We start from the raw sequence: 13,928 nt of genomic DNA on the forward strand, positions 1-13,928 counted from the left end.
GGCGGCGGCGGCCGCGGCCATTGCGCTGGGCATCCCCGCGCGGGACGCCGCGGCCGCGCTTTCGGCTTCCCGCGGGGTGCGCGGCCGGTGCGAGGTGCTGTATCACGGCGCGTTCACCATCCTGTGCGACTATGCCCACACGGGCGACGCCATTGAAAAGGTGCTCGCGGGCGTTGCGCCTTTCGTGGAGGGGCGGCTGGTGGTGCTGTATGGCTGCGCGGGCGAGCGCGATGCAAAAAAACGCCCGCTGATGAGCGAAGCCGTGGTGAAATATGCTGATTTTGCAGTTTTAACGTCGGATAATCCCCGCAAGGAAGATCCTTGTGCTATAATAAAGGACGCCGAGCCGGTGCTGGCCGCTTCGGGCAAGCCGTACATCGTGGAGGTGGAGCGGCGCACGGCTGTGAACCGGGCGCTGGATATGCTGCGCCCGGGCGATGTGCTGGCGCTGTGCGGAAAGGGCCACGAGGATTACCAGGTCATTGACGGGGTGACCCTTTACCTGGACGAACACAGGATCGTCCGCGAGTGGCTGGAGCGCAAAGGGCTGGACAAAGCCTGACGCCGCCCGGCGAGTATTCAGAGCATGGAGGATTGTATATGCAGCCTGTTTTGTCGAGTGTGCTGCTGCGGGGGCTGGGCGCCCTGGCAGGGGACCCGGAGATCGCGTCGGTGGTGACGGACAGCCGGGAGGCCGGGCCGGGGAGCCTGTTCGTGTGCATCCGGGGCGAGCGCGTGGACGGCCACGATTACGCGCTCCGGGCGCTGGAGGCCGGAGCGGCGGGCGTTGTGGTGCAGCGCCCGGTGCCGGGCGTGCCGCCGGAGAAATGCGTGCAGGTGCCGGACGCGCTGGATGCGATGATCCGGCTGGGCGCGAACTACCGCGCGCTGTACAGCCCGCTGCTGGCGGGCGTGACGGGCAGCGTGGGCAAAACGACGACAAAAGAGTTCTGTTACGCGGTGTTTTCGGCTTTCGGCAAAACGCTCAGGACCGAGGGGAACCAGAACAACGAGATCGGCATGCCGAACACGCTGTTCCGCCTGGACAAAAGCGTGGAGTACGCCGTGGTGGAGATGGGCATGCAGGGCCTGGGCGAGATCCGGAAGCTGACGCTGGCGGCAAAGCCTGCGGGCGCTGTCATCACCTGCATCGGGCGCTCCCATCTGGAGCAGCTGGGCACGCGGGAAAATATCCTCAGGGCAAAGCTGGAGATCTGCGAGGGGCTGCCGCAGGGCGCGCCGCTGGTGGTGAACGGCGACGACGATTATCTGCCCGGCGCGGCCGTCCGGCCGGACCTTGAGAAGGTGCTGTTCGCCGTTGAAAACCCGGACGCGGACGTGCGGGCGCTGGATATCGTTTCCGGGGCGGAGGGCACGCGGTTCACCATCGCGGACAAGGCGCACGGAAGCCTGCCCGCGTATATCCCGGCCATGGGCCTGCACAATGTGCGCAACGCGCTTTCGGCTTATGCGCTGGCCACGCGCCTGGGCCTTGCACCGGCCGCTGCGGCCGCGGCGCTGGCGAATTATCAAACGACGGGCCACCGCCAGCATGTGGTGGAGCACGGCGGCGTGACGGTCATCGAGGACTGCTACAACGCGAACCCCGACAGCATGCGCGCCGCGCTGCTGACGCTGAAGGAATATCCTGTCCGGGGACGGAGGGTCGCGGTGCTGGGCGATATGTTCGAGCTGGGCGCCATCACCCGGCAGGCTCACGCCGAGGTGGGCGCGCTGGCGGCGCGCTGCGGTGTGGACCTGCTGCTGACCGTGGGCGGGGCCATGCGGACCGGCCGCGACAGCGCCGCCGCACTGGGCGCGAACGCGGTGCATTGCAGGGACAAGGACGAAGCGCTGGCCCGCCTTACGGCGTACTGCCGCCCGGGCGACGCGGTTTTGGTGAAGGCCAGCCACGGCATGGCGTTCGAGACGATTCTGGACGGGTTTTACAAAGCCGTGCCCAGGGATTAAAGGCAGCACCGCACAATTTATGGCTGACGCCTTAAGTGTCGCCCCGCTTGCATATTTTCCGGCAGTTGCCTCCAAAAGCCTCGCAAATGCGCAAAGTATTCGCTGCGTTTTTTGTTTAAACTGCCAAAAAATCTGCCGGCGCGATTCAACACCTGGAATTGTGCGGCATTGCCTGAAAATAAAAGAAAGCCGGGTGCCCAGCGGAAAGACCGTGCGCATCGGGCCGGGACGCGGCGCGGCCGCGCAAAAATTACCGGGAGCGTGTAAATTATGGAAAAATATGCCCTTATGGCGGCGGCCTTCGGCGCGCTGGCGATCACAGCGGCCTCCGGCCTGCTGATCATCCCCGCGCTGCGCAGGCTTCACTTCGGCCAGACCATCAAGGAGATCGGCCCCACCTGGCACCAGGGCAAAAACGGCACGCCCACCATGGGCGGTTTGACGTTTTACCTGGGTGTCCTTGTGGGCGTGGTGCTGGGCTATACGGTTCTGGCGCTCAGCGTGCCCAGCCTGCTGGGGGGCTGGCTTTCCGGCACCAGCGTCTCGCTGTTCATCGGCGTGCTGACGGCTTACGCCTTCGGCCTGGTGGGCTTTGTGGACGACTATATCAAGGTGGTGAAAAAGCGCAACCTGGGCCTGATGGCGCGCTATAAGATCGTGGCGCAGGTGCTCATCACCGGGGCGTACCTTTCCTCGCTGTATCTCAACGGAACGCTGTCCACCATCGTGACGCTGCCGCTGCTGGGCGCGGTGGACTTCGGCTGGTTCTTTTACGTCCTCTCGTTCCTCCTCATCATCGGCATGGTGAACGCCGTCAACCTGACGGACGGCATCGACGGGCTGGCGTCCAGCGTCACCTTTGTTGTAATGATGGGCTTCATGTTTATCGCCAGCCTTTTGGGAAACACTACCATGGCGCTGTTTGCCGCGGCCGTGGCGGGCGGCTGCGCGGGCTTCCTTGCGTGGAACTTTTACCCGGCCAAAACGTTTATGGGCGATACGGGCAGTATGTTCCTGGGGGGCGCGGTGGTGGCCGTGGCTTACGGCATCGGCCGGCCGGAGCTGCTCCTTTTCATGGGTGTTATCTACCTGATCGAGGCGTTCAGCGTGATGCTGCAGGTAACATATTTCAAGCTGACCCACGGCAAGCGTATTTTTAAAATGAGCCCCATCCACCACCACTTTGAAATGTGCGGGTGGAGCGAGGTGAAGATCGTCTCCGTGTTCAGCTTCATCACGCTGGTGGGCGTGGTGCTGGGCGGTATTTTTGTCTACGTATCCTGATTCCCCAATAAGCAGCCTGTGCCGATGCGGCCGGCGCGGGCAATTTTGTATCTTCGGAGGTTCCCGATGCCACAAGCAGCCAAAAAGTTAAAACGCAAGTCCGAGGCCCGCATCCGGCTGCTCAGCCAGCCGCCGCTGGACTGGCCGCTGGCCATCATCGTGCTGACGCTGGTGGTGTTCGGGCTGGTGATGCTGTTCAGCGCCAGCTATGCCACGGCGTATTACCGCTTCAAGGGCGACAGCTTCCACTTCATCCGCCAGCAGGCGCTGTTCGCCGCGGTGGGCGTGGTCGTGATGTTCGTCGCGTCCCACGTGGATTACCACATCTTCCACAAATTTGCGTGGCCCATCATGGCCGTCACGGTCGTACTGCTCATCGTCGTGCTCTTCATGCCGGAGCTGAACGGCGCGAAGCGGTGGATATTCCTGCCCATCGGCGGCAATCTGCAGCCCTCGGAGGTGGCGAAGTTCGCGGTCATCGTGCTGTTCGCGCACATCATTTCCATCAACCATAAGCGCATGAAGACCTTTGCCTACGGCGTGCTGCCCTTCGTCGTCATCCTCGGCGTGATCGCGGGGCTGATGCTGCTGGAGCCGCATCTTTCAGGCACGGTGCTCATTTTGGGCATCGGGGGACTGATGATGTTTGTGGGCGGCACGGGGCTTGTGTGGTTCGGCCTTGCCATCGCGGGCGTTGTGGCGGGCGTGGCGGGCGCCGTTGTGCTGGTGCCGGACCTTGTGCCCTACGCCATGAGCCGCATCGAAAGCTGGCAGAACCCGTGGCTGGACGCCCAGGGCGACGGCCACCAGATCATCCAGAGCATGTACGCCATCGGCTCGGGCGGGCTGACGGGCCTTGGCATCGGCAACTCCAAGCAGAAGCACCTGTACCTGCCCGAGCCGCAGAACGACTTTATTTTCTCCGTCATCTGTGAAGAGCTGGGCTTTATCGGCGCGCTGCTGGTGATTTTCCTTTTTGTGGCGCTTTTGCTGCGGGGCATTTATGTGGCGTGGCACGCAAAAGACAAATTCGGCTCCATGCTGGTGGTGGGCGTTATCGTGCAGGTGACGCTGCAGGCGGTGCTGAATATCGCCGTGGTGACGAAGACCATTCCGAACACGGGCATCAGCCTGCCGTTTTTTTCCTACGGAGGCACGTCCCTGCTGATGCTGCTGGGCGAGATGGGCGTTGTGCTTTCGGTCTCCCGCCAGGGCGGCGCGGAGAAGGTATAGCGGCGCGCGGCAGGGCCGCGCGTCTGCATTTTTATTTTTTGAGCGGGGGCAGACCGCCGGTGAAAAGTTTTCCGGCGCGGCCCGGCGCCTGGAACCGTGCGGTATTGCGCGAAAGCAGGAGGTACCTATGCGTGTATTGATCGCCGCCGGCGGCACAGCCGGACACATCAACCCGGCGCTCGCCATTGCGGGCGCGCTGAAAAAACGCCATCCGGACGCGGAGATACACTTCGCCGGACGGCAGAAGGGAATGGAGTACGGCCTTGTCTCCAAGGCGGGTTATGCGTTCCATCCCATCGAGGTGAACGGCATCCAGCGCCGCCTGACGCCGAAGAACATCGCGCGGAACCTGGTTGCCCTTTGGCACCTGGCGCTGAGCGGCCCGCGCGCCGGCGCCATCCTGCGGGAGGTAAAGCCGGACCTTGTCATCGGCGCGGGCGGGTACGTCAGCGGGCCGGTGGTGCAGGCCGCGGCCCGCAGGGGCATCCGCACGGCCATTCACGAGCAGAACGCTTTCCCCGGCGTGACCAACAAGATCCTGGCAAAGCAGGTGGACCTGGTGTTCGCGGCCATGCCCGACGCCGTGCAGCGTCTGGGCGCGCCGGACAAGACGGTCGTTACGGGCAACCCGGTGCGGGAGGAGATGTTCCGGCAGGACCGTCCCGCCGCACGCCGCGCGCTGGGCGCGAAGGAGGGGCAGGCCGTCATCATCTCCTTCGGCGGCAGCCTGGGCGCGCAGGTGCTGGGCGAACGCGTGGCCGATTTGGCAAAATGGGAGATCGCGCAGCGTGATTTCCTTCATGTGCATGCGACGGGCAGCATTGAAAAAGCGGATTTTGCAGCCCTTGCCGCGCGGCTGGGCATCGACCACAGCCCGAAGTTCATCATCCGGGAGTACATCGACAACATGCCGGAGATGCTGGCCGCGGCGGACCTGGTCATCAGCCGGGCGGGCGCGCTGACGCTGGCGGAGATCGCGGCCGTGGGGCGCGCCTCGGTGCTCATCCCGTCGCCCAACGTGGCGGAAAACCACCAGTACCACAACGCCATGCAGCTGCAGAAGCTGGGCGCGGCCGTTGTGGTTGAGGAAAAGGAGCTGACGGGCGAGAAGCTCATCGGCATCGTCGACAAGCTGACGAAGGACCCTGCGGAATTGATGCTCATGGGGGCGAAAGCGCGTGCGCTGGCCCAGCCGGATTCGCTGGATAAGATCTGCGAAAATCTGGACCAATTGATGAAAACCACGGCGTAAACGGCGCGCTTTTAACACAAACGGCCCTGTTTGCATAGGATGGGTTACAGTCTGGGACACTGGGCTCCATTCTACGAAACGGGGTGCGGGATATGGAAATTTTGACGATCAGCGGAGGCAGCGGCCTTTTTGGAGAGGTGCGGATACCCGGCGCAAAGAACAGTGTGCTGCCCATCATGGCGGCGTCGGTGCTGTGCCGCGGCACGGTGACGCTCACGGACGTGCCGCATCTGTCCGACGTGGAGGCTTCGGCGCGCATCCTGCAAAGCGTGGGCTGCAAGGTCCTGCTGGAGAATGGGCGCGCCGTCATTACGCCGCCGGAATTTCCGGGCAGCGCAGTGCCGGAGCCGCTGATGCGCGCGATGCGCTCCTCGCTGTTCTATCTGGCGCCGCTGCTGGCCCGCACGGGCCGCGCGGACATCTATACGCCCGGCGGCTGCCGCCTGGGCGCGCGGCCCATTGATATGCATCTTTCCGGCCTTGAGAAGATGGGGGCGCATATCACGGAGAAGGACGGCGGCGCGCTGGAGGTCACTGCGCCGGACGGCCTTGCGGGCGCGGATATCTGCCTGCGCTTCCCCAGTGTGGGCGCCACCGAGACGCTTCTCATGGCGGCGGCCGCAGCCAGAGGAGAGACGGTGCTGCGCGGCGCGGCCGTGGAGCCGGAGGTGACGGATCTGGCGCGCTTTTTGCAGGGCGCGGGCGCGGATATCACAGGCGTCGGCACGCGGGTGCTGCACATCCGCGGCCGGGAGCTGCTGATGGGCACGCAGCATGCCGTCTGCCCGGACCGCATTACCGCGGCCACCGTGCTGTGCGCTGTGGCGGGCTGCGGCGGCGAGGTGCTGCTCACCAATACCTGCAACGCCCATCTGGCCGAGGTGCTGCGCATCCTGCGCAGGGCCGGATGCATGGTGTCGGCCTCGGGGGACAGCTCTGTGGCGCTGGCAAGCTCGGGCGCTCTGCGCGCCGCGGGAGGGTGGGATACGGGCGTGTATCCATCGTTCCCAACGGACGCGGCACCCCTGATGGCGGCGGCGCTGCTGCGGGCGCAGGGGGAAAGCCGTGTGACGGACACGATTTTTGAAAACCGTTTTGCCTGCGCCGAAGGCTTTTTGCGGCTGGGTGCCAGCGTGAATGTTTGCGGCCGGACGCTGCATGTCCACGGCATGGACCTGCTGAACGGAGCGGACGTGGAAGCGCCCGACCTGCGCGGCGGGGCGGCGCTGGTCATCGCCGCGCTGCAGGCACAGGGCAGCACCCGCGTCATGGGCGCGGAGCATATCAGCCGCGGCTACGAGGACATTGCGGCGCTGCTTGCACCGCTGGGGGCGCGCATCACGCGCAGCTGGGGGTGAACCGTGCGGGCGCGGTTGCCGGAATGCCGGGACCGTGCTATGATAATAGAAAACTCCGGGCCGGGGGAGAAGGGCCGGCCGGTCCGCATCCGCACGGCCGTGCGGCGGCAGGGGCAGGTGAAACAAAAAAAGAGCTCCCGCTGCATGCGGCGCCGGGCCGCAAAGACGTTGACGAGAAAGGAGTGGCGCGTTTTGGCACGCAGCACGCCGCCGCAGAAACCCGTTTATCCAAAAAACGAACCGCAGCCGCGCCGCCAGGCGCCGCAGCGGCCCGTGTATACATACGATGCGGATGTGCCCAGGCAGCCGCGCAAGCCCGCGGGCGGGCGAGTCGTGTACGATTATAACAAATCGGCAGGGGCGTCCTCCGGCGTGCCCGCCGGTTCCCCGGCCCGTCCTGCGGCTCCGTTCGTGAATACGGCGCCGCAGGCCCCGCAGCAGGGGCGGGGAACCGCGCCGGCCGCCGGAAACAACGCGGGCATTCCGGAGCCGCGGCAGCCTCGCGGCGGGGGCCCGCAGGCCCGCGGCCGGGAGGAAATATACGGCCGGCCGCCGCGTTCCCAGGCACAGGCCGGGGCACAACGGCGCCCGCAGCAGGACGTGCGCCGTGCGCCTCAGCGGGAAGAGCCGCGCTGGCGCGCTCTGCCGGAACAGGAGGCGGAGCTGAAGCCGCGCCCGGGTGTGTACGACCAGAGCGCGGACAGGCCCCGCCAACCCCGCGCAAACAGCGCTTCGCCCGGCCCGGCCCGCACGCCGGGCGGGCCGCCGCCGGGGAAAAGCGGAAAGGCCCGGAAAAAGCGGAGGAAAAAGCGTCCGCCCCGCCCCCTCACACCGGGCGAAGCGCGCCGCCGCCGCGTCCGGCGCGGCATTCTGGCGGGCGTGCTGATCGCCGTGCTGCTGGCGGCCGGGTTCCTGATCTCGGCGGCCGTGCTGTTTAAGATCGAGACAGTCACCGTCGAATCTCCCGACGGGCAGCTGGCCTACGACGACAGCCAGATCGTCGCGGCTTTCGGCCAGCCGGCGGGGGAAAACCTGTTCGGGTTCAATACGGCGGAGGCGCAGCAGGCCATCGCCGCGGCGCTGCCGTATCTGGAGAGCGTGGAGATCAAGCGCCGCCTGCCGGACACCGTGGTCATCACAGCCACGCCCGCGGTGGAGACCTACACCGTGGAGAGCGCGGCGGGCTGGGCGGTTCTGAGCCAAAGCTACAAGGTGCTGCGTGTGGATGCCGAGGCGCCCGCGGGGCTTGTGCGCATCGACGGCGCGCAGGCCGACGCGCCCGCGCCGGGCCAGCCGGTGAAGTTTACCGAGGAGGACAAGCTGTCCGTCCTGCAGACCGTGCTTTCCAAGGCGCAGGCGCAGGGGCTGGGCCCCATCAGCGAGGTGGACCTGACGAACACGCTGGAACTGAGCTTCCTGTATCAGGACCGCATCCGCATCGTGCTGGGCACCACCAACGACCTGGATTATAAAATCAAATGGGCGTGGGAAATGGTGACCCCCGGCCGGACCAGCGACAGCCTGGGCGAGGAAGAGCGGGGCACTCTGGACGTGAGCTCCCGCGGGGAGGACGGCCTTGGCCGCGCCCGCTGGCGCGCGGGCGTGCTGTGAGAGCACCGGGCGTAACCGACTATATATACTTTATTTTTACATAATCTTGGAATGGCTATTGAAATCAAATCTGAAATCTGGTATCCTAATACTTAGTGTATAGTACAAAATTGTCTTTAGGGGGAATTCTCGTGGCATTTATCCTCGATGAAGAACTGCAGAATATAACGAACATCAAGGTCATCGGCGTGGGCGGCGGCGGCGGAAACGCTGTCAACCGCATGGTGCAAAGCGGCCTGCGCGGTGTTGAATTTATCAGCATGAATACCGATCAGCAGGCGCTGTTTGCCTCCAAAGCCACACAGAAGGTGCAGCTTGGCGCGAAGCTGACGAAGGGACGCGGCGCGGGCGCCGACCCCGAGATCGGCCAGCGCAGCGCGGAGGAGAGCCGCGACGAGATCGCCACCGCCCTCAAGGGCGCGCAGATGGCCTTCATCACCGCCGGTATGGGCGGCGGCACGGGCACGGGCGCCGCGCCTGTGGTGGCCGAAGTGGCCAAGGAGCTTGGCATCCTTACCGTGGGCATCGTCACGAAGCCCTTTGCCTTTGAAGGCAAGCGCAAAATGAACATGGCCGAGATCGGCATCGCCGGCCTGCTGGAGCGTGTGGATTCCCTCATCGTCATCCCCAACGAGCGCCTGAAGCTCATCAGCCAGGAAAAGATCACGCTGCTGAACGCTTTTGAAGCGGCCGACAATGTGCTGCGCCAGGGCGTGGAGAGCATCTCCTCGCTGATCAATGTGGCGGCCTTCATCAACCTGGACTTCGCGGACGTGCGCAGCATCATGAAGGACGCGGGTTACGCGCACATGGGCGTTGGTTCCGCCAAGGGCGTGAACAAGGCGGAGGACGCGGCCAACGCGGCCATTTCCAGCCCGCTTTTGGAGACGAGCATTTCCGGCGCGCGCGGCGTTATCATCAACATCACCTCCTCGCCGGACATCGGCCTGGACGATGTGGAAAAGGCCGCCAGCCTCATCACCAATTCCGCGCACCCCGAAGCGAACATCATCTGGGGCGCCGCGTTCGACGAGAACCTGAAGGATGAGATGAGCATTACCGTCATCGCCACAGGCTTTGACGCGGGCCTTGTGGGCAGCGACCCCATGGACGTGCCGCAGAATGCGGCCACGTTCGGCGGCAAGGTGCAGGTAGCGTTCAAGAACGATACCGCGCCCGTGGCCCCGGCGCAGCCGGTGCAGCCCGTTGCTCCCACGCAGCCGGTGCAGCCCGCCCCCGCGGTGGAGGAAGACGACAACAGCTATTTCGACGATATCCTCGGCCTGCTGAACAACCGCGGAAACAACTGAGCAACCTTGGGAAAAGCGGGGCGTTAAGCCCCGCTTTTTTGGCTGAATGGCGCTGCGTGCGCCCCGGCCGCAGCACAGACGAAAGGAGGCGCGCGTGTGCAGACACTGGAGGAAAAACAGCAGGACGGCATGACGGGCGCCGGCCCGGAGACGGAATTTCATACCGAGCTTTTCGGCTTTAACCGGGTGGAGGTGCTGTCTTACATCGAGCGCATCTCCGCGGCAAACGCGGAGAAAGCGCGGGCGCTGGAGGACACCATCGCCGCGCTCCAAAAAGACCTGACAGGCGTGCGCCGGCAGGGAAGCACACTGGCGCAGAAGGCAAAGCAGGTATTCAACGAGCTGGAGAACCAGAAAAAACGTGCGGAGGACGCGGTGGCAGAGGCTGCTGCGCTGCGCACAGAGGTGGACAAGGCCAACGACGAGATCGCCGCGGTGCGCAGCCGCCTCTTTGCCCGGGAGCAGGAAAACGCCGCGCTGAAAAGCGACAATGCGCGGCTGAGCGAAACGGTGGACGATCTGACGCGCGCTTTGACACGCCGCGGCGCGCCGCTGCCGGCCGGGCAGAACGCGTCCGCTTCGGGAAGCAGCGGCGACCAGGCCCTGCTGCAGCAGGCGCAGCTCAAGGCGCGGGACATTCTGCGCGCGGCTGACGCTCAGGCGACGGCGCACATTGAAAAGGCGAAAGAGGACGCCGCAGCCATTGTGGCCCAAGCAAAGGTGGAAAAGAGCAAAGCGAAGGCGGGGCTGGCGGAGTCCGCCGACGGCATTGCGGCCAGCATCGCTGTGCTGAAGGCGCAGCTTGCGGCGGTGGACGCCAAGATACTGGCGGCGACGGGCGATCTGCAGAAAGCCACCGACGGCATCACCGCCGCGCTGGGCAATACCGAGCGCAGCCTGTCCTCGCTTGGCGCGCAGGTGGAGCGTTTCCCTGAAAATGCGCCCGCCGCACAGCCGCAGCCGGCCCAACCGGCAGCGCCCCCAGCGCCGCAGGAGCCCGCTCCGGCCCGTGAATACGCTGTGCAGGAGCATGCGGCGTACCCTGTACGGGAGGGGCGGAGCGTTCGGGACGGGGCGGTTCCCGCTTTTGCGCCGGACAGCGAATACGACCGATATGTGCGCGCCCGCAGGGAAGAAGACGCCTATTACAGCGCTCTGCGCCGCGTGCGCTATGAAGATGAACTGCGCGACCGTTTTTATGAAGAGGAACGGCTTCGTCAGGAGGCCCTGCGCCGTATACGCTACGACGAAGCGCTGCGGGAACAGGAGTACGCGCGCCGCTGCGGCCCGGACCATCGCGCGCCTTATGCGGCCGCGCCGGAGGGCGGTTATCCTTTGTATGCATCCCGGAGGGACGACCGGTTTGACCGAGCGCCCGCCCTGGGGCGTGACGGAGGAGCGGCCGTTGTGCAGGCGAGAGAGGCGGATCTCCCGCAGACAGCGGCCGCCGGACGGCACGCTGCAGTCCAGCAGCCCATGGCGCCCATGCCGTCCTCTGTGCCGCCCGCGGCAGAGGAACCGCAGCAGGAGCTGCAGCCGCCGGCCTTTGAAGCCTCCCGCCCACGCTACCGCGCAACGAATGGCAGGCCGCTGCCGGGGCGCAACGTAACGCCTCAGGGAGACAGGCCCGCCGTCCTGGAGGAGCAATACGACGCGGTCCAGCACGCGGCTCGCGGCGGTGCGCCGGGCAATGCGCCTTATGATATTCCGGAAGCGCCGGCGCAGCCCGTGGTGCAGAAGGTGGAGATCCCGCAGGTGCCGCCGAAGGAGCCGCCGGAATCCGGCTCACAGATCCCGTTTGGAAAACCGCATGCACCGCGTGCCATGCCGTTTGCCCCGTTTGACCCCTATACGCCCCATACCGCGCCCTATATCGAACCGGACGCGGAGGCGGCCCGCATTTTGAACACGCCGCCGCCCCCGCCGCCGCGTGGGACGGAGGCGAAACAGCCCTATGTGCCGCAGCCCACGCCGATCGCGCCCAGCGTTCCGTTGTCGGGCCCTTATGCCAGGCCGTCCGCCGCGGCGGTGGCGGGCACGCCGCAGGCGCAGCCTGCGCCCGCGCGCACCGAAGAGCCTGTGATCATCCCTTATTCCGCGCCCATCCCTCCGATGGGAAGTAAGGCGGATGCGGGAGAAGCGGCCGCTGCTTCAGCGGCCCGGAAGGGGGAGGCTTCCCCGGCGGCGCCTGTATCCGGGCAGAAGAAGCCGGAAATGCAGCGCGCGCAGGAGCCTTCTGCACCGTCTGTGGGAGCTGCCGCGAAACCTCCGGTGTTCACTGCGCCGCGCGGCCAGCAAAAGCAGGGGTCCGCGCTGTCGGACGACCTGCTGGCCAATTTGAACGCGCTGCTCAACGGAGGGCAGGAACCGTAAGGCCGTCCGGGCCGAAGCCTTAAAATAAGGGCAACACCGCACAATTCTAAGAGTCGAATCGCGCCGGCAGATTTTTTGGCAGGTTAAACAAAAAGCGCAGCGAATACTTTGTGTATTCGCGAGCATTTTTGTGACGGTTGCCGGAAAATCTGCAAGCGAGGTGACGCTTAAGGCATCAGCCGTGAATTGTGCGGTGTTGCCTAAGACCGCATCTGCCGCGCGCAGCCGCATATCTTTCGGCGGCGCGTACGCAGGTGCGGTTTATTTTACGTTCGAGGGGCTCCTTCAACAACAAAAGCAGCCGGGGCTGTTTTCCGGCCGCATAAACAGATGCGCCGCCGTGACTATTTCCATAGGGGCCGGCGCAAACTATGAAAAGAGCCGTGCCTGGGAACAGAAATAGGACTTGCATATTTTATACTAAAATGGTATAGTATTATTAAGGAAAAAGAAACCAATCCCGCCGGCGGTGAAAGCGCCGCACAGCGGGCGATAACACAAAAGGAGATAAGATTATGGCGGTAAATGTGAAAACACAGGATTTTGAAGAACAGGTGGCAAAGGCTTCCGGCCCGGTGCTGGTGGATTTCTGGGCGAGCTGGTGCGGTCCGTGCCGTATGCTGGCGCCGGTCATCGACCAGCTTGCGGCGGAGCAGACGGATGTAAAGGTCTGCAAGGTGAACATCGACGAAGAACCGGGCCTTGCCCAGCGCTTCGGCGTTATGAGCATCCCGACGGTGGTGCTGTTTGAAAACGGCCAGGAAAAAAACCGCAGCGTGGGCCTTGTGCCCAAGGAAAAGCTACTGGCGCTGCTGGGACGCTGATTGGTCTGAGGAATCCGGAGGATAAGACAGCCTTCAGGATGGTTTTCATGTTTTGAGGCAGTAAAAAGGCCGCGTGCCCTTTCACAAGGGCACGCGGCCTTTTGGGATTCATAAGGCAACAGGGCTCAGCGGCGGTTGACGCTGCTGGTGCCCTTCTCTACCAGGTAAGTGGCCTCCAGGTCTGCCAGATGAAGCTTGACAGCCAGCGGGTATTCGTCGAACGCATTGCTGATGGCGTAGCTGCCGCCGCGCACCGCGTCGTCGAAGCCGCCCATGTGCCAGCGGATGGCGATGGCCTCCACGGGCTTCAGGCGGATGAAACGCTCGATGAGATAAACGCTCTTTTCCCCGTGACCGAACGGAAAAGCGTCCTGCACGCTGTAAGAGGGAACCTTTTCCCATTGCCCGGTGGCGTCGTTCTTTACGTTGCGGAACCCCGATTTGTAGTAATTGGCCTTGCACAGGTCGTGCAGCAGAGAAACGAGGGTGAAACTCTCCTTGTTGTCCTCTTCCGTGTAAAAGCGGGACATCAGCACGTTATACACGTTGATGCTGTGCATCACAAGGCCGCATTCGCACGCGCCGTGAAAACGCGTGGAGGCCGGAGCCGTATAAAAATCCGTGGTCGCCAGCCAGTCCAGCAGCAGCTGCGCGCCGGGGCGGGAGACATTTTCGGAAAAAATACGGATAAACTCTGCTTTGTAATCCATAC

General features: G+C 64.4%; 11 protein-coding genes. 10 read left to right on the top strand and 1 reads right to left on the bottom strand.

Translation table 11 applies throughout. The features are described 5' to 3' along the window. The 10 genes from IIY41_RS06640 to trxA all read left to right on the top strand — a co-directional run. On the top strand, positions 1 to 562 hold a 562-nt coding region (locus IIY41_RS06640), incomplete at its 5' end, for a glutamate ligase domain-containing protein (protein WP_287400173.1). A gap of 38 nt (positions 563 to 600) precedes the next feature. Beyond that, positions 601 to 1,971, top strand: a complete 1,371-nt coding sequence (locus tag IIY41_RS06645) for a UDP-N-acetylmuramoyl-tripeptide--D-alanyl-D-alanine ligase (RefSeq protein ID WP_123158233.1) — start codon at positions 601 to 603, stop codon at positions 1,969 to 1,971. Positions 1,972 to 2,241: 270 nt separating this feature from the next. Then, on the top strand, positions 2,242 to 3,255 hold the full coding sequence (mraY, locus tag IIY41_RS06650; RefSeq protein WP_009324339.1) for a phospho-N-acetylmuramoyl-pentapeptide-transferase: 1,014 nt from the start codon (positions 2,242 to 2,244) through the stop codon (positions 3,253 to 3,255). A gap of 66 nt (positions 3,256 to 3,321) precedes the next feature. Then, the gene (ftsW, locus tag IIY41_RS06655; protein ID WP_009324340.1) at positions 3,322 to 4,488 is read left to right on the top strand and encodes a putative lipid II flippase FtsW; all 1,167 of its coding nucleotides are present in this window, start codon (positions 3,322 to 3,324) and stop codon (positions 4,486 to 4,488) included. Between the two features lie 127 nt (positions 4,489 to 4,615). Next, positions 4,616 to 5,740 carry an undecaprenyldiphospho-muramoylpentapeptide beta-N-acetylglucosaminyltransferase gene (murG, locus tag IIY41_RS06660; RefSeq protein WP_009324341.1) on the top strand — a complete coding sequence of 375 codons (1,125 nt, stop codon included), beginning with the start codon at positions 4,616 to 4,618 and terminating at the stop codon, positions 5,738 to 5,740. A 92-nt stretch (positions 5,741 to 5,832) separates the two neighbouring features. Next, on the top strand, positions 5,833 to 7,098 hold the full coding sequence (murA, locus tag IIY41_RS06665) for a UDP-N-acetylglucosamine 1-carboxyvinyltransferase (protein WP_040910162.1): 1,266 nt from the start codon (positions 5,833 to 5,835) through the stop codon (positions 7,096 to 7,098). 192 nt (positions 7,099 to 7,290) lie between these two features. Next, on the top strand, positions 7,291 to 8,709 hold the full coding sequence (locus IIY41_RS06670) for an FtsQ-type POTRA domain-containing protein (RefSeq protein ID WP_157257795.1): 1,419 nt from the start codon (positions 7,291 to 7,293) through the stop codon (positions 8,707 to 8,709). Between the two features lie 131 nt (positions 8,710 to 8,840). Beyond that, positions 8,841 to 10,019 (top strand): cell division protein FtsZ, encoded by a 1,179-nt coding sequence (gene ftsZ / locus IIY41_RS06675; protein WP_050006347.1) that lies wholly within the window; start codon positions 8,841 to 8,843, stop codon positions 10,017 to 10,019. Positions 10,020 to 10,115: 96 nt separating this feature from the next. Then, a complete protein-coding gene (locus IIY41_RS06680; protein WP_270848661.1) occupies positions 10,116 to 12,392 on the top strand; it encodes a coiled-coil domain-containing protein in 2,277 nt (758 codons plus the stop codon). Between the two features lie 515 nt (positions 12,393 to 12,907). After that, entirely contained in the window at positions 12,908 to 13,216 is a 309-nt protein-coding gene (gene trxA / locus IIY41_RS06685; protein ID WP_009324346.1) for a thioredoxin, read from the top strand. Positions 13,217 to 13,341: 125 nt separating this feature from the next. Here the strand turns inward: trxA and IIY41_RS06690 are convergent, their stop codons facing one another. Next, positions 13,342 to 13,926, bottom strand: coding sequence for a hydrolase (locus tag IIY41_RS06690; RefSeq protein ID WP_287400174.1), 585 nt, complete (start codon positions 13,924 to 13,926; stop codon positions 13,342 to 13,344). Positions 13,927 to 13,928: the final 2 nt, after the last annotated feature.

This window comes from Ruthenibacterium sp., assembly GCF_017421385.1.
GTDB classification, from domain to species: domain Bacteria; phylum Bacillota; class Clostridia; order Oscillospirales; family Ruminococcaceae; genus Ruthenibacterium; species Ruthenibacterium lactatiformans.